Source organism: Sphingobium sp. R-21 (assembly GCF_049913335.1).
GTDB lineage: Bacteria > Pseudomonadota > Alphaproteobacteria > Sphingomonadales > Sphingomonadaceae > Sphingobium.
Genome location: NZ_CP184375.1, coordinates 269,776 through 292,895 on the forward strand (window position 1 = coordinate 269,776; position 23,120 = coordinate 292,895).

General features: G+C 63.6%; 22 protein-coding genes. 10 read left to right on the forward strand and 12 right to left on the reverse strand.

Going from position 1 to position 23,120, the window contains the following annotated elements; genetic code table 11:
• The first annotated feature begins 62 nt into the window (after positions 1 to 62).
• The 4 genes from ACN9MX_RS16040 to ACN9MX_RS16055 all read left to right on the forward strand — a co-directional run bounded on the left by ACN9MX_RS16040 (position 63) and on the right by ACN9MX_RS16055 (position 2,935).
• Positions 63 to 971, forward strand: a complete 909-nt coding sequence (locus ACN9MX_RS16040) for an amidohydrolase family protein (protein WP_363832597.1) — start codon at positions 63 to 65, stop codon at positions 969 to 971.
• Positions 971 to 2,059: an L-rhamnose/proton symporter RhaT gene (rhaT, locus tag ACN9MX_RS16045; protein WP_363832594.1), complete on the forward strand. Its 1,089-nt coding sequence runs from the start codon at positions 971 to 973 to the stop codon at positions 2,057 to 2,059. Before ACN9MX_RS16040 ends, rhaT begins: the two co-directional genes overlap by 1 nt.
• Positions 2,060 to 2,249: 190 nt before the next feature.
• On the forward strand, positions 2,250 to 2,618 hold the full coding sequence (locus ACN9MX_RS16050) for a DUF6481 family protein (protein ID WP_363736740.1): 369 nt from the start codon (positions 2,250 to 2,252) through the stop codon (positions 2,616 to 2,618).
• A gap of 125 nt (positions 2,619 to 2,743) precedes the next feature.
• A complete protein-coding gene (locus ACN9MX_RS16055; RefSeq protein WP_363832591.1) occupies positions 2,744 to 2,935 on the forward strand; it encodes a hypothetical protein in 192 nt (63 codons plus the stop codon).
• Positions 2,936 to 3,319: 384 nt separating this feature from the next.
• Here the strand turns inward: ACN9MX_RS16055 and ACN9MX_RS16060 are convergent, their stop codons facing one another.
• The 4 genes from ACN9MX_RS16060 to ppsA form a co-directional block, all read right to left on the reverse strand.
• Positions 3,320 to 4,006 (reverse strand): spermidine synthase, encoded by a 687-nt coding sequence (locus ACN9MX_RS16060; RefSeq protein WP_426387714.1) that lies wholly within the window; start codon positions 4,004 to 4,006, stop codon positions 3,320 to 3,322.
• 801 nt (positions 4,007 to 4,807) lie between these two features.
• A complete protein-coding gene (locus tag ACN9MX_RS16065) occupies positions 4,808 to 5,014 on the reverse strand; it encodes a cold-shock protein (protein ID WP_363736748.1) in 207 nt (68 codons plus the stop codon).
• Between the two features lie 364 nt (positions 5,015 to 5,378).
• Entirely contained in the window at positions 5,379 to 7,907 is a 2,529-nt protein-coding gene (locus ACN9MX_RS16070; protein WP_363832585.1) for a cation-translocating P-type ATPase, read from the reverse strand.
• A 1-nt stretch (position 7,908) separates the two neighbouring features.
• Entirely contained in the window at positions 7,909 to 10,332 is a 2,424-nt protein-coding gene (ppsA, locus tag ACN9MX_RS16075) for a phosphoenolpyruvate synthase (RefSeq protein ID WP_363832582.1), read from the reverse strand.
• Positions 10,333 to 10,487: 155 nt separating this feature from the next.
• On the opposite strand from ppsA, the gene ACN9MX_RS16080 reads away from it, so the two are divergent.
• The 6 genes from ACN9MX_RS16080 to ACN9MX_RS16105 all read left to right on the forward strand — a co-directional run bounded on the left by ACN9MX_RS16080 (position 10,488) and on the right by ACN9MX_RS16105 (position 15,806).
• Positions 10,488 to 12,083, forward strand: a complete 1,596-nt coding sequence (locus ACN9MX_RS16080) for an MBL fold metallo-hydrolase (RefSeq protein WP_363832579.1) — start codon at positions 10,488 to 10,490, stop codon at positions 12,081 to 12,083.
• An 11-nt stretch (positions 12,084 to 12,094) separates the two neighbouring features.
• On the forward strand, positions 12,095 to 12,766 hold the full coding sequence (locus ACN9MX_RS16085) for an NAD(P)H-dependent oxidoreductase (protein WP_363832576.1): 672 nt from the start codon (positions 12,095 to 12,097) through the stop codon (positions 12,764 to 12,766).
• Between the two features lie 5 nt (positions 12,767 to 12,771).
• Positions 12,772 to 14,259 carry a thymidine phosphorylase family protein gene (locus tag ACN9MX_RS16090; RefSeq protein WP_363736758.1) on the forward strand — a complete coding sequence of 496 codons (1,488 nt, stop codon included), beginning with the start codon at positions 12,772 to 12,774 and terminating at the stop codon, positions 14,257 to 14,259.
• Positions 14,256 to 15,140 carry a ribose-phosphate diphosphokinase gene (locus tag ACN9MX_RS16095; RefSeq protein ID WP_363832573.1) on the forward strand — a complete coding sequence of 295 codons (885 nt, stop codon included), beginning with the start codon at positions 14,256 to 14,258 and terminating at the stop codon, positions 15,138 to 15,140. Before ACN9MX_RS16090 ends, ACN9MX_RS16095 begins: the two co-directional genes overlap by 4 nt.
• A gap of 167 nt (positions 15,141 to 15,307) precedes the next feature.
• Positions 15,308 to 15,664, forward strand: a complete 357-nt coding sequence (locus tag ACN9MX_RS16100) for a hypothetical protein (RefSeq protein ID WP_363832571.1) — start codon at positions 15,308 to 15,310, stop codon at positions 15,662 to 15,664.
• A 13-nt stretch (positions 15,665 to 15,677) separates the two neighbouring features.
• Positions 15,678 to 15,806: a hypothetical protein gene (locus tag ACN9MX_RS16105; RefSeq protein ID WP_363736761.1), complete on the forward strand. Its 129-nt coding sequence runs from the start codon at positions 15,678 to 15,680 to the stop codon at positions 15,804 to 15,806.
• Positions 15,807 to 15,821: 15 nt separating this feature from the next.
• On the opposite strand, the gene ACN9MX_RS16110 is transcribed toward ACN9MX_RS16105, so the two are convergent.
• The 8 genes from ACN9MX_RS16110 to ACN9MX_RS16145 all read right to left on the reverse strand — a co-directional run bounded on the left by ACN9MX_RS16110 (position 15,822) and on the right by ACN9MX_RS16145 (position 22,945).
• A complete protein-coding gene (locus tag ACN9MX_RS16110; RefSeq protein ID WP_363736762.1) occupies positions 15,822 to 16,490 on the reverse strand; it encodes a phosphoribosyltransferase in 669 nt (222 codons plus the stop codon).
• Complete coding sequence (locus tag ACN9MX_RS16115; RefSeq protein ID WP_363832568.1) at positions 16,487 to 17,143, reverse strand: dienelactone hydrolase family protein; 657 nt, start codon at positions 17,141 to 17,143, stop codon at positions 16,487 to 16,489. The genes ACN9MX_RS16110 and ACN9MX_RS16115 overlap by 4 nt, the downstream gene beginning before the upstream one ends.
• A gap of 2 nt (positions 17,144 to 17,145) precedes the next feature.
• Positions 17,146 to 18,492, reverse strand: coding sequence for an erythromycin esterase family protein (locus tag ACN9MX_RS16120; protein WP_363832567.1), 1,347 nt, complete (start codon positions 18,490 to 18,492; stop codon positions 17,146 to 17,148).
• Positions 18,493 to 18,646: 154 nt separating this feature from the next.
• Complete coding sequence (locus ACN9MX_RS16125; RefSeq protein WP_363736767.1) at positions 18,647 to 18,916, reverse strand: response regulator transcription factor; 270 nt, start codon at positions 18,914 to 18,916, stop codon at positions 18,647 to 18,649.
• Positions 18,917 to 18,927: 11 nt separating this feature from the next.
• Entirely contained in the window at positions 18,928 to 19,347 is a 420-nt protein-coding gene (locus tag ACN9MX_RS16130) for a response regulator transcription factor (RefSeq protein WP_363832564.1), read from the reverse strand.
• Between the two features lie 35 nt (positions 19,348 to 19,382).
• Positions 19,383 to 20,021 (reverse strand): response regulator transcription factor, encoded by a 639-nt coding sequence (locus tag ACN9MX_RS16135; protein WP_363832562.1) that lies wholly within the window; start codon positions 20,019 to 20,021, stop codon positions 19,383 to 19,385.
• Positions 19,987 to 21,885, reverse strand: coding sequence for a PAS domain S-box protein (locus tag ACN9MX_RS16140; protein WP_363736773.1), 1,899 nt, complete (start codon positions 21,883 to 21,885; stop codon positions 19,987 to 19,989). Before ACN9MX_RS16140 ends, ACN9MX_RS16135 begins: the two co-directional genes overlap by 35 nt.
• A 259-nt stretch (positions 21,886 to 22,144) precedes the next feature.
• A complete protein-coding gene (locus ACN9MX_RS16145; protein WP_363832560.1) occupies positions 22,145 to 22,945 on the reverse strand; it encodes a universal stress protein in 801 nt (266 codons plus the stop codon).
• Positions 22,946 to 23,120 lie beyond the last annotated feature (175 nt).

Here is a 23,120-nt window from a genome sequence, read left to right on the forward strand (position 1 = left end):
TTTTGCGGGATCCGACCGCCCGCCCGAGAGGCGGCGCATCCCCCACTGACCGGAGAAGCCGCTTGGACGCCATTCCCTTCGTCGATGCCCACGTCCATCTCTGGGATCTGGCGCACATTCGCTATCCGTGGCTGTTGCCGCCGTTCGACGATGCCGGCCCCAACGGCAGCACCGAGGCGATCGCGAAGAATTATCTGATCGACGACTATCTGGCCGACGCCGGCCGCTGGAACGTCGTCGGTTGCGTCCATATCGACGCCGGCGCGGTGCCCGATCAGGCGCTCGACGAGACGCGCTGGCTCGAAGGCCTCGCTGCGGCGCAGGGTATGCCGAACGGCATCGTCGCCTTCGCGGCCTTGCAGGACGACGGGATCGATGCCGTGCTGGAGGCGCATGCCGCACATCCCCACGTCCGCGGCATCCGCCAGATCGTCAACTGGCACGTCAACCCGATGCGCACCTATAACCCGAGCGACGTCACGCTCGACGACGACTGGTGGCGCGGTTTTGGCCGGCTCGGCCGCCACGGCCTGTCGTTCGACCTGCAATGCTATGCCCCGCAGATGGCGGGCCTCACGCCGCTGATCCAGCGTCACCCCGACGTGCCGGTGATCATCAACCATCTCGGCATGCCGATCCCGTCCGAGCGGGAGGGGCTGGCGCGCTGGCGCCACGGCATCCGCGCGCTCGCCGCATGCCCCAATGTCTCCATCAAGATTTCGGGGCTGGGCTTCATCGATCGGAACTGGACGCTGGATGCCGTGGCGCCGCTGCTGCGCGAGGCAATAGACGTGTTCGGCACCGCGCGTGCCATGTTCGCCAGCGACAGCCCCACGGACAAGCTCTTCGCCCCGCTCGACCGCTACCTGGAAGCATATCACGCCTTCGCCGCAGGTTTTTCCGAAGAGGAGCGGCGGGATCTCTTCGGCCGCAATGCCAACCGCATCTATCGCTTGGGGCTTGACCTCTGATGCCAGCCAACCCCCTTCTCGGCGTTCTTTTCCACTGGCTGGGCGGCCTTGCCTCGGCGAGCTTCTACGTGCCCTATCGCGGCATCAGGCGATGGAACTGGGAGATATTCTGGCTCACCGGCGGGATCTTTTCCTGGGCGGTCGCCCCGTGGTTTTTCGCCTCCGTCCAGACGCATGATCTGATTGGCGTGATGGCGCAGGTTCCCGGCCGGATCGTCGGCTGGTGCGTGTTCTTCGGCATGTTGTGGGGCTTTGGCGGCCTCACCTACGGGCTGACCATGCGCTATCTCGGCCTGTCGCTCGGCATGGCGGTGGTCCTGGGGCTATGCACGGTGTTCGGCACGCTGATCCCGCCAATCTTTCAAGGCGATTTCGCGGCGAAGCTGCTCGGCAGCACATCGGGCCACATGATCCTGCTCGGGCTGCTCGTCACGTTGGCCGGCATCGTCGTGGTGGCGATGGCGGGCGCCGTCAAGGACCGTGCGCTCTCCGATGCGCAGAAGACAAAGGCTGTGGCCGAGTTCAATTTCCGCAAGGGTATCGCGGTCGCGATCTTCTCCGGCGTCATGTCCTCCTGCTTCGCTTTCGGGCTGAGCGCGGGCGAGCCGATCAAGGCACTCTCCGCCGCTGCCGGCACTGGCCCGCTCTGGACTGGTCTGCCGACGCTCTGCCTCGTCATGGCGGGCGGCCTCGCCACCAACGCGATCTGGTGCGCGATCCTGATCGTCCGCAACGGCTCGGCAAGCCAGTGGCTGGGCGGCACTGCCATGCACATGGACGCGGACGCCGGTCGCGGCGAGGGGCGCCCTCCTCTCGGCCGCAACTTCCTGCTCGCCGGGTTGGGCGGTACCGCCTGGTACTTCCAGTTCTTCTTCTACACCATGGGCGAAAGCCAGATGGGGCGCTTCGGCTTCTCGTCGTGGACGCTGCACATGGCCTCGATCATCATCTTCGGCACGCTCTGGGGCTTTGCCTTCCGCGAGTGGAAGGACGCCGCGCCGCGCGTGCGCGCGATGGTGTGGAGCGGTGTCGGCCTTCTCGTCATCGCAACCATCATCATCGGCTATGGCAACATGCTGGCGACCTGACAAAGCTCCCAAAAGATCGTTTTTAGCCGTTTCGTTCTTCAGACTGAAATTTCGGACAGTGCCTCTACCCACAATCTGACGATCTTGAGACCAGGGGTATTTTTTGCTAGTGGCTCCCCCTTCACCGCTAAACCGGTCTTGCGTCTGCAACGCGAGGTCCGCCGTCGATATAAACGTTCAAGGATAAACTTTGCCCTCTTATAAAGCTCCCTCGTTTCAAGACCGTATTGCCGCAGCAGGATTGGCCAAACAGAAAGCCCTGGATGCGCTGAGAGCCAAGCCGCCCGTTGACGAGGCAATTATGGCGGAGCGGCGCCGCGCGCGCGAAGCCAAGGATCAAGCACTTGCAGTCGAGCGGGCTGCCAAGGCTGAGGCTGCTGCTTTGGCCAAAGCTCAGAAGGCAGAACGCAAAGCGGCCGAACTGGCGGCCGAAGCCGAAAAACAAGCCGCCGCAGAGGCCGCGGCAGCACTCAAGGCCGCCAGGCTGAAGCCCGCCAGCGCCGCTGAAATGAAGGCTGCGCGCGATGCGCGTTACGCTGCGCGCAAAGCTCGAAAATAAATAGCTGAGGCTGGTTCATACAGGATGGCCGATGGCGTGGGGCAAGCCCCACGCCCATCACCTGAAACGACTCGCTCGGGGTAGCGTATCGACGCTGAGCATCCAACCGAATTGCGGAGCAGAATATGGCCGACTTGTATCAGAAAGCATTGGAGTCCGAACGCCGAAGCCTGTGGGCCGAATGCAGGCTGAAAGGTCTTGCAAAGGATACTCCGGAGCGCATCCGTATAGCGGAACTGGACGGATTGCTTGCAAAGCATAAAGCGAAGAAAGGCGGCGGATCTACTCCATCCAGTCCTGAGGCGAAAAATCCTTGAACGGGTACGTCAAATTCGAGACGCCCGACGGTGACATCCTGGCAATCAATGCAGACAGTGTCAGCTTCGTTCGGCGTTACAGAGGAACTGATCAAGCTGGCGCCGTTTTCACTATGAACGAAAACGCTCTGATCTTTTGATGCCGCATTTTCCGAGCCGTTGACCGTAAACGGTCAACTTGAAAATGCTCGAGCGCCGTTAATTTTGAAAAGGGCCACTACGTCGTCGTTAAGCGCGACCTTGAGGCAGTAATGGACGCGCTCGCCAAAGCATAGTTCGCCAAGGTCGACCTTCCCGGCCGTTCAGGCGTTCAGTTCCAGTCTCCCGCTGCAGAGGGGGCCGTTTTCTGAAAGCCCCTCGCACTGAGGGTCAAATCACGACGAACTACCGGCAGTCATCCTGCTTCGACGCCAGCCAGATTGTATGAATCACGTCCTCACCATCAACGAGGGCTGCCACACTGACCTCTTCTACATCGAAATGCGCGTTTTCAAGGCGTGCAACGAAGCCTTCATCCCCATAGGCTGACCAGACAGCCAATATTCCATTGGGCCTTAAGGCCGCGTGAGCAGCGCGCAGTCCCCAATTGCAGTATAGGCGTTCATTTGCCAGGTGGATCAGCCCATCGGGTCCGTTGTCGACATCCAGCAGGATGGCATCGAACGCCGACTTCTCTCTGGCGATCACGTCATGCACGTCGGCTATCTCAACCTTGACGCGGGGATCTGAGAGATAATCATGGAAGAGGTGTGACAAAGGCCCATTTGCCCACGTCACAATCTCCGGAATGAGTTCTGCTACGCTTATGATGGCTGTGGATGGCAAGGATTGCAGGGCAGCGCCGAGGGTGAAGCCCATGCCCAAACCGCCGATAAGGATGCGGCTGTCCCGATGCTGCAGGCGGCTACAGGCCAGGGTGGCAAGAGCTTCTTCGGAATGACGGACCTGATTACCCATCAGTTCATTGTCCCCGAACCTGATGGAATAATCATCGCCGCGTCGCCATAAGTGCAGCCGTCCTCCATCAGGAAGCTCTGCCTTGCCGATCAGTTCGACGGCATCATCGGGCATGGATAACATTGAGCTATTTTCCCTTTGCTGATGTCGCTCGCATGGACGCCATGAAGCGCCACTTGTAGCCACGATACCGAGATGAGAATTTTCCGAGGCCAGGCTCAACCAATCGTGTGAGCCGGCAACAATTTACTTGGTTGCAAACTGTCCGGGTCCGGCCTTGAACATATCTCGCGCAAAGTTCCGCACAGCAGTTGCCGTCTTGAACGTCTCCTCCTGCATCTGGGAGGTCACAAGCGGATAACCCTGTGAATTATAGCGTGTTTCACGCACAGTGAGCCGGAAATGACCATCCTCATCCTTTGTAATCAAAAAGGGGCGGATTGCTTCTCGGCTCATTACTGTTCCTAATTCTGGAGAAAGGCCGACAGCGTGGGATACTGCCGGCGCATGATGTTCAACCAATCATCGCTGCAACGATCCGCTTCAATTCATTGGTAGAGAGCGTCGTCGATCGAGTGGGAGAAAAGGGTCTTTTGCCCTGCTTGCCAAAAGGCAGGTGGATAATCGCACGTTTTCTGATCTGTGTAACAATATTCATCGTAAGTCCTTGCGGCTCTTGCCGCATTCCATTTTCAAATTCATTGGTGGGTTGTCCCTGCGTCCGTCTTCCGGCGGATTGATGCCCGCTATCCGTTTGACCAGGGGATGCTTCGCGGTTTGGCTTCGGTGGAAATCCGTATGTTCCGGACGCCTGACCTGTTCACGGGCGGTTTCGTCCCCCGTGAGGCCTCGCAATGCGAACCAATGTCCACAGGCATGTGCCGGGAGCGGCCTCCTGGCCTGCCCCCGCACCGTTTACGCTGATTGGAGATTGACCGCGGACATCTTGCCGCGCTTGTCCTTCTCCAGTTCATATGTCACGCGCTGCTCCTTTTCGAGGGTGTGCATACCTGCGCGTTCCACGGTGGAAATATGCACGAACGCGTCATCGCCTCCGCCTTCGGGAGCGATGAAGCCATAGCCCTTGTCGGCGTTGAAGAATTTGACTGTTCCGGTGATCATGCTCGGTCTCCTTGTTGCATGTCCTGCGAACGCGCGACCATTCGCGCATTCCGGCTTAAAAGAGGCAATGTGGGGACAAAGGTGAACCGAAGCGGCCCGATATCCGTCAAAACGCGACGTTCAGCGAAGCGTCGATAGCACAGGTGGAACGAAATGCAAAATCCAGGTGATCGGATCGGTCGCGGCGACGTCGCTTGCAGCAATCACTCAACCCTGCACAACCTGATCCGCCTCAGCGCGCACAGACGACGCAACTGTGGTGGATCCGGGCCATACCGGTGTTCACATATGGCGTCATCACGACTTCCAAAGGAGCAGCACGCCGCAATTCGCTTTTATCGAAGCAACTGCACTTGAAGGGCGGTCAAGCGCGCCTGCCACGCCGTTCCTTGACGATCTCGCACAGAAACAGAACGATCGTGGGCGGTGTGATCAAAAAAGGGAAATCCGCTGGCCTGAGGGGGGAGAAATCGAGAATCCGTCGTAACGGCGCCAGCAGGACGATCGACGCGGATGCTAGCAGCACAGCAGCCGCGGTGTACCGCAATGACGCATTGTTTCGCCATAGGGCGCGGATGAGCGAGGTGCTGAAGGATCGGCTCACCAGTATGAGCGCCATGATGGATCCGACCAGCGCGAAGAAAAGGATCGTCCTAACGCGATCCGGAGCAAATCCCCAATACGTCACTCCCAGCTGAAGCCCGAGCAGCAGCGCGAAAGCAATCCCGCCATATACGATGCTGCGCAGGATCAAGCCCTTCGAAAAAAGACGCTCGGCCGGGTCGCGAGGCGGCCGCTGCATGATGCGGCTTTCGTCCCGCTCCGCCTCAAAAACGAGAGCGCAGACGGGATCGATGATCATTTCCAGGAGCGCGATCTGAATCGGCCCCAACACCAATGGCAGGCCCAGCAACAGCGGAGAAACGGCAAGCCCCGCAATCGGCACATGCACCGCGAAGATGAAGCCGATGGCCTTGCGGATATTGTCGTAGATGCGGCGGCCAAGGCGAATGGCGATGACGATCGCGCCGAAATCATCCTCCACCAGCACGATGGCCGACGCCTCCCGCGCAACATCTGTGCCGCGCTTGCCCATCGCGATGCCGATATCGGCGGCCTTCAGCGCCGGCGCATCATTGACCCCGTCGCCCGTCATCGCCACCACTTCGCCTGCGGCCTTCAGCGCCGACACGATCCGCAGCTTCTGTTCCGGCATGGTGCGGGCGAATATCGTGACATCCTTCACCCGCACGCAAAGGTCAGCGTCGGAAAGCGCCCTCACCTCGTCGCCCGTCATCACCACGCCCGCCCCGATCCCCGCCTGCGCGGCGATCGCCTGCGCGGTTATTGGAAAATCGCCGGTTATCATCACGACCCGGATACCCGCCGCCAGGCATTGCGCGACGGCCTCGGTCACGCCAGCCCGCAGCGGATCGGACAAGCCAATCAACCCCAGCAGCGTGAAGTCGTGCACTTCATGCCCCTTCGACAGATCATCGCCCGACGCCTGCGCCGATGCGACGCCGAGAACGCGTATCCCCCGCGCCGCCATCGCCTGCGCCGCCTGTTCCAGCGCCCGGCGCGCGTCCCCATCCAGACGGCACAAGCGCGCAATCGCTTCCGGCGCGCCCTTGGCCGCCACGGTCAGCGGCTCGCCTTCGCCCGCCGGCCGCCAGACATTGGACATCGCCAGCAGGTCCGGTCGCAGGCCATAAGTATGTACTAACTCCCAATCGCCGCGGGCAGGAAGCCGGGCATCCCTGGCAATGCCATGAAACGCGACCTCCATGGGATCGACCGGCACCGGCGCGCTGGCCAGCGCTGCCGCCCCGATCAAGTTGTGGAAGTCGGGATGCGGCAAACCTTCGCCGAGACCCGTCGCAGCGCCGGACGGCAACCAAAGTTCGGTCACGGTCATCCGGTTCTGTGTCAGGGTGCCGGTCTTGTCAGTGCAGAGGACCGTCGCAGCGCCCAAAGCCTCTATAGCCGACGCGCGCCGGGTCAGTACCCCCACCTGCGCGATGCGCCAAGCGCCCATCGCCAGAAAGATGGTCAGCACCACCGGAAATTCTTCCGGCAACAACGACATGGCGGTGGCGATCCCTGCCAGCAGCGCCGCCATCCAATCGCCACGCAAAGCGCCATAAAGCAGCACGACCAGGAGCGCTACGCTGACACCGCCGACGGCGCACAGGCTCACCGTCCGCGCCGTTTCCTTCTGAAGGTGCGGAACCTGCGTCTCCAAAGTCTCCAGGAACCGCCCGATCTGACCGACGCGGCTGCGAAGGCCTGTCGCCGTCACGCGCGCAACGCCGCTGCCGCGCGTCACGATGGCGCCTGAAAAAAGATGGGGCGTATCATCCCCGCCCGGCTCGGCCTGTTCCTGATCGCTTGGCCCCGCCGCCCGTTTCCGGACAGGTACCGCTTCGCCGGTCAGCAGCGATTCGTCCGCCTCCAGTGCCTGCGTCTCCAGCAGCAGAGCGTCGGCCGCAATCCGGTCCCCGGCATCCAACACCAATATATCACCGGTCACTACCTCGCGCCCCGCTATGCGCAGCGCTTCCCCATCACGTATCACCAGTGCGCGCGGCGCGGACAGGTCGCGCAGCGCTTCCAGCGTGCGTTCCGTGCGCGCCTCCTGAACGATGGTGATGAGGATGGAGAGGCCCGCAAAACCCAGCAGGATCAACGCCTCGGCCTTGTCGCCCAGCAGCAGATAGAGGCCACCCGCTGCCAACAGCATAGCGAACATGGGTTCGCGCAGCACCTCCATCGCGATCCTGAACGGCGTGCGCCGCGCTGGCCGTGGCAGTTCGTTCGGCCCTTCCGCCGCCAGCCTCTCCCGCGCTTGCGAAGCGGAAAGGCCCGTCAGTTCAGCGCCAGCACCGGCCATCTCAGGCCGCAGGAACAACTCGCCCGGCTTCCGCCGCGGCCACGCATTTCAGGGTCGCGACGAAGCTGTCGGGGTTCAGGGATATGCTGTCGATCCCTTCGCGCACCAGGAATTCGGCGAACTCCGGATAATTGCTCGGCGCCTGCCCGCATATCCCGACCTTCACCCCCGCCTTGCGCGCACGGGCGATCAGGTCCGCGATCATCTTCATCACCGCAGGATCGCGCTCATCGAACAGCGGTGCGAGCAAGTCTGAATCGCGATCTACGCCAAGCACCAGTTGCGTCAGATCATTGGAGCCAATCGAAAAACCATCGAACCGCGCCGCGAACTGCTCCGCCAGCACCACATTCGCGGGAATCTCCGCCATCATGTAGAGTTGCAACCCTCGCTCTCCCCGCATCAGCCCATGGCGCGACATTTCGGTGATCACCCTGTCCGCTTCGCCAAGCGTCCGGCAGAAGGGGACCATCACGATCACATTTTCAAAGCCAATCACCTCCCGCACAAACCGGATCGCCCGGCACTCCAGCGCGAAGCCGTCGCGATAGCGCTCATGATAATAGCGCGATGCCCCCCGGAAGCCGAGCATCGGATTTTCCTCATGCGGCTCGAACGCCGCGCCGCCCAGCAAGTGCGCATATTCATTGGTCTTGAAGTCAGACAAGCGCATGATCACCGGATGAGGATGGTGCGCGGCGGCGATCTTCGCGATGCCCCGGCCCAGCGTCTCGATGAAATAGTCGCGCGGATGATCATAGCCACGCGTCAGCAGCTCGATTTCCCGCCGCTCAGCCGCATCGCTCACCTGATCGGGATGGGCTAGTGCCATCGGATGGACCCGGATGAGGTTGCTGATGATGAACTCCATTCGCGCCAGACCCACGCCGCGCGAGGGCAGCCGCCACCAGCGGAAGGCGCTCGCCGGGCTCGCGACGTTCAGCATCAAGTCCGTGTGCGTGAGCGGCAGGCTGGCCGTATCGACCTCTTCCGAGACAAAGGGCAGGCGGCCAGGATAGACATGTCCCCGGTCCCCTTCCGCGCAGGACAAGGTAAGGTCCTGCCCTGCGGTCAAGCGACTGGTCGCGTCTCCCGCCCCCACGATGGCGGGTACGCCAAGCTCCCGACTGACGATCGCCGCATGACTGGTCGGCCCGCCATGATCGGTGACGATCCCCGCCGCGCGCCGCATCACCGGCACCCAGTCGGGATCGGTATTGTCGGTCACCAGGATCGCGCCATCGACGAATTGCGCAATGTCATCGGTGCTGCGGATGATGCAGGCCGCGCCGGACGCGATGGCATCGCCCACCGCCGCGCCCGTGACGACCGGCGCAGGCGCCTTGCCCGTCAGCCGCCAGGTCTTGAGCGCCGTCGCAGATCGCGTTCCATGCACCGTTTCAGGCCGCGCCTGCACGAGGAACAGCTTGTCGCTCTCGCCATCCTTGGCCCATTCCAGGTCCATCGCGCAGCCATAATGCCGCTCGATCAGCACGGCCCAGCGGGCCAGCTCCAATATCTCCTCGTCCTCCAGCACAGGATGGTCGCGCTCATGGCGGCTGCATTCGACCAGTTCCGTCCGCGCGCTGCCGCCGGTGGCATAGATCAGCTTCTGCGCCTTCGCGCCGACCCGCTTCTCGACGATCGGCTTGAGCCGTCCGTCCGACAGGAAGGGCTTGAACACCATATAGCTGTCCGGATCGACCCGCCCCTGCACCACCGTCTCGCCCAGCCCCCAGGCCGCGCTGATGACGGCGACGCGCGGGAAGCCCGTCTCCGTGTCGATCGAGAATATGACCCCAGATCCCGCAAGGTCCGACCGCACCATGACTTGTATCCCGATCGACAGCGCGATCTGCAAGTGGTCGAAACCCTTCGCCTCGCGATAGGAAATCGCCCGATCGGTAAACAGCGAGGCGAAGCAGCGGCGGCACGCGTCCAGCAGCGCCCGCTCGCCCACGACATTCAGGAAGCTTTCCTGCTGCCCCGCGAAACTCGCGTCCGGCAAATCTTCCGCCGTAGCGCTCGACCGCACCGCGACCGCGACCTCGCGCTTGCCAGCCTTCCGCGACAGATCCCGATAAGCCGACACTATCGGATCAGCGACCGACGGCGGCAATTCCGCGTCCAGAAACAGCCGCCGCGCGCCCTCGCCTGCCTCATGCAGCGGCATCGCACCGCTGCGATACTGCGCCACGATGCCCGCCAGCCGATCCCCAATCCGGTTATGCTCCACCAGCGCGCGATAGGCCGCCGCCGTGGTCGCAAAGCCCGGCGGCACCGCGATGCCCGCCCCGCCCAGCATGGAGACCATCTCGCCAAGGGAGGCATTCTTGCCGCCTACCCGGCCGACATCGCCGCGCCCGATCGCATCGAACCAGAGGATCACCTCGTCCTTGACGGGCAATGGCGGCTTCGTTGGCACTTGGCTGCTCATCGCGTCACTGTGCGGACGCGCCCCGTCCCGCGACATTAGGAAAGATACGGATGCGCCCCCGCCCATCAGTATAACTACGGACTGCCTCCCCCGCCCGTTGGCCCCATGATGATGGCCGGAAAACAAGGATCGGGAGAAACGGCTTGAGCCCTGCCTTAACCCTCACATTCCATGGCGCGGCAGGCACCGTCACCGGCTCCTGCATGGAATTGCGGCTGGGCGATCGGGCCATCCTCGTGGACTGCGGCCTCTTCCAGGGATCGCGCACGCTCGAAACGCTGAACCATGGCGCATTCAGCTTCGAGCCAGGCAAGATCGACGCGGTCGTCCTCACCCACGCCCATATCGACCATTGCGGCCTGCTCCCCAAGCTCGCGGCGCAGGGTTTCGACAAGCCCATCTGGTGCACGCCCGCCACCTCCGACCTGCTCGAATATATGCTCGCCGACGCGGGGCGCATTCAGGAAAGCGAAGCGGATCGCCGCAACCGCCGCCGCGACCGCGCGGGCGAAAGCCTGTTCGAGCCGCTCTACACCGAGCAGGATGCGCTCAATGCCTGGCGCCTCACCCGCCCGACGCCGCTGTGCGACTGGTTCGACCCAGCCCCCGGCTTCCGCGCGCGCTTCTGGAACGCGGGCCATATATTGGGCGCAGCCTCGGTCGAGATAGAAACCGCAGGCATGCACCTCCTCTTTTCGGGCGACCTTGGCCCCATCAACAAGGCCTTCCACCCTGACCCACAGGCCCCCGCCGGTCTCGACCATGTGGTCTGCGAAGCTACCTATGGCGACCGCGCGCGGGAAAAGTTCACCATCGAACAACGCCGCACCCAGCTGGAGACAGAGATCAAGGACGCCCTGTCACGCGGCGGCAACCTCATCATTCCCAGCTTCGCGCTCGAACGCACGCAGGAACTGCTGCTCGACCTCGCCAAGCTGGCCGACGCCAACCGCATCCCCAACGTCCCGATCTTCGTCGACTCCCCCCTCGCCAGCCGCGCCACCAAGGTGTTCGCCGCCCATGCGTCGGAACTGGAGGACACCGGCGGGGAAGACGTCTTTCGTCACCCGTCCATTCATTATGTCGAGGATGTCGCGGAATCGATCCGCCTCAACACCATGACCGGCGCTATCATCATGGCCGCATCGGGCATGTGCGAAGCGGGCCGCATCCGCCATCACCTGAAGCATAATCTGTTCCGGCGGGACTCCACCGTCCTGTTCGTCGGCTTTCAGGCGAAGGGATCGCTCGGCCGCGTCATCCTTGACGGAGCCCAGCGCGTCCGCATTTCTGGCGAGGACATCAATGTCCGCGCCCGCATCCGCCGCATCGACAGCTATTCCGCCCATGCCGACCGCGATGAACTGCACGGCTGGATCAGCGCGCGCAGGCCGATCAGCGGCAGCCTGTTCCTCGACCATGGCGAACCCGAAGCCGTCGCCGCCCTGCGCATCCTGACGCAGGCGGACAATCCCGCAGCCAGCATCATTGCCCCGCAGATCGGCGAAGTCTATGCGCTGGAACCCGGCAAGCCGGCCCGCCGCATCCAGACCGGCCGGGTCGACATGGAGGAGCTGAGCGGCCCCGACTGGCAGAATGATTATGCCGACTTCATCACCCACCTGAAACAGCATCTCGGCCGCATCCGCAGCGAACGCGCCCGCCGCGATGCGCTGGCGCGGATGCGGCGCGTGCTCGACGCCTATCAAGAGGCGAAGCAGCGCCAGCACGCCAAATGAGGAACTCGGCCATGCCCAGCGCGTCCCCATCTCCCATCCGCCACGCGGTGGTGCTCGCCCACCCCGATCCCCGCAGCTTCAACGCCGGCATCGCGCAAACCTATTGCGAGGCGGTGGAGGCGGCGGGTCAGCAGGCGATCCTGCGCGACCTCTACGCCATGAACTTCGATCCGGTGCTGAAGGCACATGAACGCCCGGGCCGCAGCGACTTCCGCCTCTCCCCGGACGTGCAGGCCGAACTCGCCCTGCTATGCGGCGCCAATGTCATCACCTTCATCTTTCCCGTCTGGTTCGGCATGCCGCCTGCCATCCTCGTCGGCTATATCGACCGGGTGCTGGGTGCGGGAACAACCATAGGCCAGGTCCAGCATGGCGCGGGCGCGGGCCTGCTCGGCAACGGCCATCTGTGCGCCATCACCACCTCCGGCGCGCCGGAGGACTGGCTGCAATCGCAAGGCCAGGCCCAAGCGCTCCGCAATCTCGCCGGCACCTATCTGTTCCGCGCCTTCGCCATGCAATCGAGCGAGGCGCTGTATATCGGCAATGTCGTGGACAGCGCACCCGCCGACTTCTTCAAGGACAATCTTGCCCGCGTGCGCCAGCGGGCGGCCAGTATCTGCGCCCGTGTCGCGCAGGAACTGCATGGCACACCCGTCCCGCCGCAACTTGGCGACGGCAGCTGATCCTCATGCTGACGATCAAGCGCCTCGCCATCGACACCTACCCTGAAAACACCGCCTTTCTGTTGCGTGAAAGCAATGGCTATTCCGCCGAGCAATTCCAGGCGCTGCGCAAGATCCGCATCAGTGACGGAAGCGCCGAAATCCTCGCCACCCTCGCGCTGGTCGATGAACCCGCGATGCTGAAGCCGGGCGAAATCGGCCTTGGCGAGCAGGCATTCCGGCGCCTCGCCCTGCCCGAAGGCGCGGCCGTTGCAATCGAACAGGCGATGCCGCCCCGCAGCCTGGAATTTGTCGGGCGCAAGATCGACGGCGATACGCTTCAGGATGACGAGATATCCGCGATCATCCGCGACATCGCCGCCCACCGCTATTCACCGATGGAAATCGGCGCATTCCTGGTCGCCTGCGCCGGGTTCATGAGCACGCAGGAAACCCTTGCCGTCACCCGCGCCATGGCCGATGTCGGCAACCGCTTCGACTGGAAGGCCCCGCTGGTCGTCGACAAACATTGCATCGGCGGCATCCCCGGCAACCGCACGTCGATGATCGTAGTGCCGATCGTGGCGGCGCACGGCCTCATCATGCCCAAGACATCGTCGCGCGCGATCACCTCCCCGTCCGGCACCGCCGACACGATGGAAGTGCTGGCGAGCGTCGACCTCAGCGAAGACGCGATGCGCGCCATCGTCGCCAGGGAAAAGGCCGTGCTCGCCTGGGGCGGCAAGGTGAACCTGTCGCCCGCCGACGATGTGCTGATCTCCGTCGAACGCCCGCTGCGCATCGACACGTTCGAGCAGATGGTGGCTTCCATCCTGTCGAAAAAGCTCGCCGCCGGGTCCACCCATCTGGTGCTCGACATACCGTTCGGACCCACCGCAAAGGTCCGCACGCAGGATGACGCCGTTCGCCTGCGCAAGCTGTTCGAACATATCGCAGACGAGATCGGCCTCGTCATCGACATCGTGATCACGGACGGTTCGCAGCCCGTTGGCCGGGGCGTCGGCCCGGTGCTGGAGGCGCGCGATGTCATGGCGGTGCTGCGCAACGATGCCGACGCGCCGCAGGACTTGCGCGAGCATGCACTGTTCCTCGCGGGCCGCGTCCTCGACTTCGATCCCGCCCTGCGCGGCGGCCGGGGCTATGCGCGGGCGATGGACCTGCTCGCCTCTGGCAAGGCGCTCGCCGCCATGGAAAGGCTGATCGACGCGCAGGGACGGCAGCCGGTGAAGTTCGCCCTCGGCGACCATGTCCATGAAGTGGTCGCGCCGCATGAAGGGCGGGTGAGCGCGATTGATTGCCATCGCATCGCGCGCATCGCCCGCCTCGCCGGTGCGCCGATGGACAAGGGCGCGGGCATCGACTTACTGCACAAGGTCGGCGCGCAGGTGCGAAAGGGGCAGGCGCTCTATCGCATCCACGCCCAGTCGCCCACTGGCCTTGGCTTCGCGCGCGACCTCGCGGCGGAAGATTCGGGCTATATGGTGGCACGGTGAGCGCGGTGATCCTCGCCTTCGCGGACAGCATGGCGGCGGCGGATAGGCTGGGCGCATCGCTCGACCTGCCGGTTCGTGACGTCGCCGTCCACCGCTTCCCTGACAAGGAAGCGCTCGTCCGCATTCCCGCATCAGCGCAGAGCGTCATCCTGTATCGTTCGCTCGACGATCCCGACCGCAAGCTCATCGAACTCCTGCTCGCCGCCTCCGCCGCGCGGGACAGCGGGGCGGAGCGCGTCATCCTCGTCGCGCCCTATCTTGCCTATATGCGGCAGGACAAAGCCTTTCACCCCGGCGAAGCGGTCAGCCAGAAGGTCATTGGCGGCCTGCTCGCCAGCCATTTCGATGCGCTCCTGACGGTCGATCCCCACCTCCACCGCGTCGCCACGCTATCCGAAGCCATCCCCGGCATCTCCGCCATCAGCCTGTCCGCAGCCCCCCTGCTCACGGCGCTGATCGACGCCGGGGATAATCCGATCATCATCGGCCCGGACAGTGAATCCCGCCAATGGACCGAAGCGATCGCCAGACCACTCGGCCTCGAAACCCTGGTCGCAACCAAACAGCGCCTCAGCGACCGTCAGGTGAGCCTGACCATCCCGGACGTGGAGCACGCAAGGGGCCGCCGCGCCATCATCGTGGACGACATGATCTCCAGCGGCCGCACGCTGGTGGAAGCGGCGAAATTGCTGCGTCAGGCAGGCGCAACCTCCATCGAAGCCATCGCCACTCACTGCCTCGCTCACCCTGACGACCTCGCCTTCATGGCTGCCCACGGGATCGCGCGCATCGCCAGCAGCGACAGCATCGACGGACCAACAAGCAAGGCCGCGCTCGCCCCCCTCATCGCCCACGCGATGAGGGACAACGGGCTGGCTTAGATCATAGAAGCACCAATCCCGCTCGGGCGGTGCTTGCCGAAGCCCTCCACTCCGTCATGATCTCGGCCACGCGCCGCCGGCCAGCTCGCGCGCCGCGCTGCCCACGCCAGCATAAGTATATGTCCCCATTGGTCCCGCGTGGCGGGCGTGGGAAAAGGGGGATGCTGATGACCAGTAAAGGACAAGGTGCGATGCGGACGATGGCCGTACTGGCGACGGCTCTGCTGGCGGTCGCATGCAAGCCCGCCCAGAAGGCAGAGGCTCCCGCCCCCGACCCCAATGCGTCGGCGACGAACTACGCTACGGAGGTCGCCGTGCTGCCCAAGCAGGCCCGCGACGCCGTCTTCTTCCGCGCCATCCGCGATGCGGGCCTGCCGTGCCAAACTATCGTGAGCAGCAACCCCATGCCGGGCGCGCCCTCGCCCGCCGTCGTCTGGCGCGCCCAGTGCGAGGACAAGGCCTATCACCTGATCCAGATCCAGCCCAACGGATCGGCGGTCGTCACCAGCCGCACCACGCCCTGACGGGTTGCGTACCATGCGCTACCGGCTCATCCTCGCCACCCTTGCCGTAGCGCTGATCCTTGCCGTCCTCGTCCTCCAACTGATCGGCATGGAGTGGCTCTGGGTCATCCTGAACGGCATCATGCAGCACGAACTGCGCTGACAGCCCTCAGGCCGACTACCCGCTCCGCAAAGCCCGCGCCTCGCTGAGCAGGCTCACCACTTCCTCGTCAGTCGTCTGATCAAAGACGACGTAATGCGCTCCCACCGCATAAAAGGGATAGGGTTCATAGAGGCATATCACATCGTCGCACTCCTCCCGCAGCCCCGCGACAACATGGGCGGGCGCAACCGGCACCGCCAATATCAGCCGCGCGGGATGCGCCTTGCTCAGTCCCTTGAGCGCCGCCTTCACCGTGCCGCCGGTGGCGATCCCGTCATCGACGATGATCACCGTGCGGCCGGCCACCGCAATCGGCTCCCGGTCGCCCAGATAGGCCCGCCGCCGCCGGTCGATCTCGGCCAGTTGCTTGCGCATTTCGGCCCGGACATATTCGGGCGTCGGCCCCAATTGCCGCACCACATCCTCGTTAAGCACAAGCTGCGGGTTCGCGCCGTCGACCACCGCGCCGATGCCCAGTTCTTCATATCCCTGCGCGCCCAGCTTGCGCACGAACAGCAGGTCAAGGTCCGCCCTCAGCGCCTTCGCCACCTCGAAAGCGACCGGCACGCCGCCGCGCGGCAACGCCAGCACCAGGGGATTGTCCTCGGCCAGATGGGACAGCACCTTTGCCAGACGTACACCCGCATCGCGGCGATCGTGGAACAGCATCGATGGCAGCTTCATCGCGCCGCTCCTTTCAGGTGAGAGGTGAACCAGCGCGCCGCAAGCTTGATCACCTGGTCGAGCGTCCCCGGCTCGTCGAACAAGTGGCTGGCACCCGGAACCACCACCAGTTCCGCGGGCGCCTTCATCAACGTCTTGGCATCATGGTTGAGCGCCAGCACATCCTGGTCCAGGCTACCGACGATCAGCAGCGTGGGCGCCTTCACGCCCCCCAATGCAGCCGCGCCCGCCAGGTCCGGCCGCCCGCCGCGCGACACGATGGCCGCGGCCCGATCCCCCGGCATGGACGCCGCGATGATCGCCGCCGCCGCGCCCGTGCTCGCGCCGAAATAGCCGAGCGGCAACGGCCCAAGCTGCGGCACCTTCTCCGCCCATTCCGCCGCCTCGCGCAGTCGCCGTGCGAGCAACCCCACGTCGAACACATTGCGTCGGTCCCGTTCCTCCTCCGGCGTCAGCAGGTCGACCAGCAACGTCGCCATGCCCACACGGTTCAGGCCCGCCGCCACATGCTGGTTGCGTGGCGAGTGCCGCCCGCTGCCGCTGCCATGGGCAAATATCACCAGCCCGGTTGCGTTTTCCGGAACGTCCAGGAAGCCCGACAGGCGATGCGCGCCAATGACCACATCATGTCTGTTCGCGATAAGCTCTGTCATGATCATAATCCAAAAGGCCAGGTTTCTGGCGCGCCATGCGGCCGTTCGGCGCCCAGCGGCACCACCGCTGTCGTCTGAGCGAACCACACCCACGCGTCGAACTGCTCCGCCATCACGGCCTCGAAATAATGGCTGAGCCGCTCGGTCTCGGGCCGGTAAACGACACCTATGGCGCGCTCCAGCAGCGGCTGGCTCAGCGCATCGCGCAATGCCGCCTTGTCCCGCCCGCGCCAGTCGGTCAGGCAGCGCGCCACGCCCGTTCGACGAAAGGCATGCTCATAGCTGTCGGGCCGCGCCGGCCGCACCGTCTTGATTTCCATCGCGCTGCCCCAATCGCTCGCCGCCGCGACCAGGCCCGTATCGGTGCCGAACCCGATCGACACCGCATCGTCGCCATAAGCAAGGCGGCAAAGCTGGCCGATGTTGAATTCCCCCTGCCATCCCATGGCCGTGGCGGCGGCGTTGCCGATATGGCTGTTATGCGCCCAGATGACCGCCTTCGTGCCACTGCCGCGATGCGCGATCAGGTTTTGCAGCGTTTCGAACATATGCCGGTCGCGCAGATTCCAGCTCTCGGTAGAGCTGCGATACATGGCCCGGTAATAGCGTTCGGCCGCCCGCACGATGCGCGCATTCTGATAGGCGTCGAACCACGCATCGCCATCGTGTTTCAACAGGTCCAGCCGCTGGTCGAGCAACTCGCGAAGCTGCGCCACGACGCCGTCCTCGCACCCATTGCCGCCCGACATCATGACGGTGCGGCCATATTGGGCCGGTTCGTCCTGCCATGGCGTCAGACATCCATATCGGCGGCGAGCCTGCTCCGCTTCCCGCGGATCGACCTTGTCCAGATAGGCCAGCACGGCATGGATGGATTCGCTGAGGGAATAGACGTCCAGCCCGTGAAAGGACGCCTGCCGCTGTGCCTCCAGTCCCTGATTATGGCCACGCAGCCAGTCGGCAAAGGCCAGCACTTCCTGGTTGCGCCACATCCATGTCGGAAAGCGGACGAACACATCGCCTTTTCTGGGGCGCGGTGCCTGATGCCGGACATAATCGTCGATGCGCGCCGCGTCGGGCCAATCCGCCTCCACCGCCACCAGCGTAAAGCCATGCCGCTCGATCAGCCGCCGCGTGATCGCCGCCCGCGCGCGGTAGAATTCCGACGTGCCATGGCTCGCCTCGCCCAGCAGGACGACGCGCGCATCCCCGAAACGGTCGAAGAAACTTCCGAACGCCTCCACCTCGTCGGGCGAAGGCAGCAGCTCGGCATGGCGGCGCAGCATCTGCACCAGCTCGTCGGACGCTTCCATGGTCGAATGGCGGGCGGTTCTTGCCTCGGTCATCATCTTCCTCGCATGCAATCGCTGAAGATAGAGGGGCCACTATTCCGGGGTCCCACCGCCATGATCCCACAATCCATGCCCGGCGACATTGGGGATTATACGAGGTGCTCCAGCGCCGGGACCGGTTGCGCCCGGCGAGACGGGCAGGCGATCGGCCTCAATGCGACGGCCTGCCTTGGCCGGCGTGCGACTGGCCGTGAAGCACATACAGGGCAACGAGCTGGGCCACCGACTGCACGCCCAGCTTTCGCATCAACCGGGCGCGATGGACCTCGACCGTCCTGTGGCTGATGCCCAACAGCTTGCCGGTCTCCCGGTTGGTATGGCCGCTTGCCACCGCGGCCAGCACTTCGCGTTCGCGGGGCGACAGCAGGTCCATGACGGCGAAAGGCCGCGCGGCTGCCTGCTTTTTCCCAGCGTTCGTCATGACGGCACCTGTCAATTCCCTACTTGACCCATCGTCGCGTCCCTGATGGCGTTTATCAGCGCCGAATCCTTGCACGGCTTGTCGATCACGGCGCCAAAGCCATGCGCCATCGCCTTTTGCAGCAATTCGGCCGAACCATAGGCTGTGACCAGTATCGCGGGCCCGCTCCATCCCGCCGCGCGCAACCTGTCCAGCACCTCCAGGCCATTGCATCCCGCCATCCGGTAATCCGTCACCAGACAGGCCGGGTTGTTCGCCTTCACATCGGCGACCAGCGCCTCGGGGTCGGCAAAGGAACGCACCTGAAAACCCCGCCCCTGCAACAGCAGCTGCATCGAACGCCTCGCTCCGGCATCGTCATCCAACAGGGCGACGAAAATCGGGGGGCTGGATAATTTCGGCGCGCCTTGCGCCGCTGGTGTGAGCAACATGAGAAAATGGTGCCATGGCGCGCGCGCCCAAGTCTTTACGTATTGATCGCAGTCAGGTCCTTGCGGCCCATGCCTGCGGCAAAGGCGATGCGCAGGGCGTCCGACAGGCTATGGACATGCAGCTTCGCCATCAGATTGGCGCGATGCACCTCGACCGTCCGGGATGAAATGCCAAGGTCATAGGCGATAGTCTTGTTGGGAAGCCCTTGCGCCAGCCCCTCCAGCACCTCCCGCTCCCGCACCGTCAACGCCCCGATGATCAGCTCCGCGCGCGCAGCATCGGCCGTCGCCCCCTTGGCAGAGCGCACCCGGTCCAACGCGCGCTCGATCGCATCGATCAGGACCACTTTTTCAAACGGCTTCTCCAGAAAGTCGATTGCGCCTGCCTTCATCGCCTGCACCGCTATCGATATGTCGCCATGTCCGGTCATGATGATGACCGGCATCGCGATCCCCCGCTCCACCAGGACGCGTTGCACCTCCAACCCATCCATGTCGGGCATGCGAACGTCGAGCAGGATGCAGCCTTCCTCGGCCGATCTGGCTTCCTTCAGGAAGGAGACCCCCGACACCCATGTCTCCACGCTATAGCCCGACGTCTTGAGCATATAGCCCGCCGACCGCCGGACGGCATCCTCGTCATCGATGATGTGAACGAACTTCTTCACGGTCATATGCCTCCTCGGCTTGCGCTCGAATGAGAGTGAAGTGGAAATCAGTGCCTTTTCCCTTGCGGCTTTCCATCCAGATCTTGCCGCCATTCACCTCGACGATGGTGCGGCATATGGAAAGGCCAAGGCCCATACCGTTGGGCTTGGTGCTGACGAATGCGGTGAAAAGCTGTCGCGCCACCCCCGGTGCAATGCCGCAGCCAGTGTCCGACACGATGACTTCGACCAGATCGTCCTTGGCCGCGCGCGTGGCGATGGTCAGCTGCTTGACCGCGCTGTCCGCCATCGCCTCGCACGCATTGCGAACGAGGTTGATCAGCACTTGCTGGATCTGGACCCTGTCGACCAGCACGGGCGACGCCAGCGGATCGATGTCGAACTGTACGTCGATCCCCATTTCGCGCGCGCCGGCGAGGCCCAGTGCAGATGCTTCCTGCACCAGTTCGGGCAGGCTTTCGATCGTCTTTTCCACCTCGCCGCGCGACACGAACTCCCGCAGTCTGCGAACGATCTGGCCTGCCCGCAGCGCCTCGCTCGCCGCCTCTTGCAATGCCTCTCGCATCATCGGCCACTCGCTTTGCTGTGGCTGCGCCATCTGGTCGCGCACGGCCTCGACATAATTGGCGACGGCGGCGATCGGCTGGTTGAGTTCATGGGCCAGCGTCGACGCCATCGTTCCCATCGCGCTCACCCGCGTCACATGGATCAATTCGGCCTGCAATGTCGCCATATGATCTTCGACCGCCCGCCTTTCGGTAAGGTCGCGGATGAAGCCGGTGAAGATGCGCTCATTCCCGCGCACCGCCTCGCCGATATATAGTTCCATGGGGAATATGGACCCGTCGGCCCGCCGGCCCGAAACGACCCGGCCCTTGCCGATGATGCGCTTTTCACCGGTTTCCAGATAGCGCTGGATATAACTGTCATGCCGTTCACGATCAGGGGACGGCATCAACATGCGCACATTCTTGCCCAGCACCTCTAGCTCGGCATAGCCGAACAGCGCCTCTGCCGCCGCGCTGAACGACAGCATCGTGCCAGCCTCGTCGATCACCACCATTGCGTCCGGCACGGTGGACAGGATCGCGCGCAGCTGGCTTTCATGGGCGCGCAGCTGGCCTTCGGCCGACCGTTTTTCGGTGATGTCGGACACGATCTTCGCAAAGCCGCGCAGCGCGCCATCTTTGTCATGAAGCGCGGTCCAGCTAACCGCCGCCAGGAATTCCGACCCGTCCTTGCGGACGCGCCAATCCTCTTCTTCGAATCGCCCTTCTGCGCAGGCACGCTCGATATCGGCCTCGGGCTTGCCCGCCGCAACGGCTTCGCGGGGATAGAATAGGGAAGATGGCTTGCCCAGCACCTCCTGCTCGGTCCAGCCCTTCAACCGCTCGGCGCCCCGGTTCCAGATCATCACCCGGCCAGCCGGATCCAACATGTAGATCGCCAACCCGTGCGCGCCATCGATCAACAGGTTGAGCTCGACCGCCAGCTGCTCGTTCGCCGCGCCGCCATGTTCGACGGCGACTTCAGCCACCTCCAGCCGCTGGTTCGACTGGCGGACAAGGCGGCTCATCAGGATGATGCCGGCAGCGGTCACGACGAACAGCGCGATCTCGATCAGGTCGCGGTTCTGTAGCGTCGACCGATAGGTAATCGCCACCCCTGCCGCAACGCTCAGCAGGGTAGCGAGGATCGCCGGTCCCTTGCCCAGCCAGAGCGCGATGCCCAGGATTGCGATGACATAGGGCAGATAGGCCGACCGGTCGCTCAGCCATGGATCAAGAAGCAGCCGGACCGCCGCTACTAAAGCAACCCCTAGAATGGCGAGGGCGTAATATTGCGGACGCGCTGTTTTCCATGACGGCATGGCCTCACCCTATGCGGGATTTTGACGTCAGCCTGGCAAGGCCCTGCGCACCCTAACATCATTGGCCGTATTCCAACACACGACTTATCCATTCCCTCGTAAGTCTTTGATATGGCACAGATGATATTTCGGCCATGTCCGTGTAATCCCGGATGGTCATTACACTACCTAAACGACTCCATGATCTACGCCTTTAGGTTGGACAGCCTCCCCGCCTTCCACCCAAAGCCATTTCAATTGATGCTTTCATTATGGGATTTCAGTGAGCCAGGAATAACGGAACATTCGCTTCCCCCAGCATTGTCCGGGTGATTCCGCCGAACAGACTCTCGCGCAACCGCGAATGTCCATATGCTCCCATGATGCAGAAAGCCGGCCGCCGCCTGTTCATCTCGGCCAGCAGTCCCGCCGCGACGCCGCCTTCCGGCTCGTCCACGTGCTCAACCCGCGGCCTGACGCCATGTCGGGAAAGATAGGCCGCCGCATCTTCCGCAAGCTCGCCACTGACTTCGCCCATCTCGATGATCGTCACGCCCTCGGCGCTCGCCAGCAGTGGCACCGCCGCCCGCAACGCTTCGGCAGCCGGGCACGATCCATCCCACGCGGCCAGCACATGGCCGCCAAAGTCGATGCCCCGGCTATCGTCAGGAACCGCCAATACGGGCTTTCCTGATTTCAGCACCGCATCTGACACGATTGGGATCATGTCGGGCATCATGCGATCCGCGAGCGACGTATTGAGGACGATGATGTCCGCCAGCATCGCGCTGTCCTGTATCGGCGGCGTGATGAAGCCCGTTTGATCAACCCAGTTCCAGGCCACGTCTTCCGCCTGTAGCCGCGCCCGGATACGTCCGGCATTGACCTCTTCCCGTTGTCGCGCATCCTGAAGCAGCATCAGTTCGGCGTCCGGATAATATTCGCTGCCCGCCAGCACCGGGACCTGCACGACGTCGAGGCAGGTCAGATGGCCGGAAAGGCATCTGGTCAGGTCCAGCGCCGCCTGAAGGCGCGCCTCCTGACCGGCATCATCATGGACGAGCAAGAGCACGTTCTTCATGTCGATTTCCTCATGATAAGATGTTCGCTATCCAACGGATGTCATCCCGGCATTCGGGCCAGGATCATCGCCGCGATGGCGATCATCAGTCCGATGGTCATGGCTGCCTGAAACATGGCGTCTGCGGATTGGCGCACGCGATCTATGACGGACATATGCTCCTCCAATGAAATAG

Bases quoted from the DNA above. Each gene is read 5' to 3' on its own strand.
- ACN9MX_RS16100 (WP_363832571.1), top strand. From the start codon at position 15,308: ATGACCAGTAAAGGACAAGGTGCGATGCGGACGATGGCCGTACTGGCG.
- ACN9MX_RS16085 (WP_363832576.1), top strand. From the start codon at position 12,095: ATGCCCAGCGCGTCCCCATCTCCCATCCGCCACGCGGTGGTGCTCGCC.
- ACN9MX_RS16145 (WP_363832560.1), bottom strand. From the start codon at position 22,945: ATGAAGAACGTGCTCTTGCTCGTCCATGATGATGCCGGTCAGGAGGCG.
- ACN9MX_RS16070 (WP_363832585.1), bottom strand. From the start codon at position 7,907: ATGGCCGGTGCTGGCGCTGAACTGACGGGCCTTTCCGCTTCGCAAGCG.
- ACN9MX_RS16120 (WP_363832567.1), bottom strand. From the start codon at position 18,492: ATGATGACCGAGGCAAGAACCGCCCGCCATTCGACCATGGAAGCGTCC.
- ACN9MX_RS16130 (WP_363832564.1), bottom strand. From the start codon at position 19,347: ATGTTGCTCACACCAGCGGCGCAAGGCGCGCCGAAATTATCCAGCCCC.
- ACN9MX_RS16065 (WP_363736748.1), bottom strand. From the start codon at position 5,014: ATGATCACCGGAACAGTCAAATTCTTCAACGCCGACAAGGGCTATGGC.
- ACN9MX_RS16105 (WP_363736761.1), top strand. From the start codon at position 15,678: ATGCGCTACCGGCTCATCCTCGCCACCCTTGCCGTAGCGCTGATCCTT.
- ACN9MX_RS16060 (WP_426387714.1), bottom strand. From the start codon at position 4,006: ATGCCCGATGATGCCGTCGAACTGATCGGCAAGGCAGAGCTTCCTGAT.
- ACN9MX_RS16055 (WP_363832591.1), top strand. From the start codon at position 2,744: ATGGCCGACTTGTATCAGAAAGCATTGGAGTCCGAACGCCGAAGCCTG.
- ACN9MX_RS16125 (WP_363736767.1), bottom strand. From the start codon at position 18,916: ATGACGAACGCTGGGAAAAAGCAGGCAGCCGCGCGGCCTTTCGCCGTC.
- ACN9MX_RS16090 (WP_363736758.1), top strand. From the start codon at position 12,772: ATGCTGACGATCAAGCGCCTCGCCATCGACACCTACCCTGAAAACACC.
- ACN9MX_RS16140 (WP_363736773.1), bottom strand. From the start codon at position 21,885: ATGCCGTCATGGAAAACAGCGCGTCCGCAATATTACGCCCTCGCCATT.
- ACN9MX_RS16110 (WP_363736762.1), bottom strand. From the start codon at position 16,490: ATGAAGCTGCCATCGATGCTGTTCCACGATCGCCGCGATGCGGGTGTA.
- ACN9MX_RS16115 (WP_363832568.1), bottom strand. From the start codon at position 17,143: ATGACAGAGCTTATCGCGAACAGACATGATGTGGTCATTGGCGCGCAT.
- rhaT (WP_363832594.1), top strand. From the start codon at position 971: ATGCCAGCCAACCCCCTTCTCGGCGTTCTTTTCCACTGGCTGGGCGGC.
- ACN9MX_RS16135 (WP_363832562.1), bottom strand. From the start codon at position 20,021: ATGACCGTGAAGAAGTTCGTTCACATCATCGATGACGAGGATGCCGTC.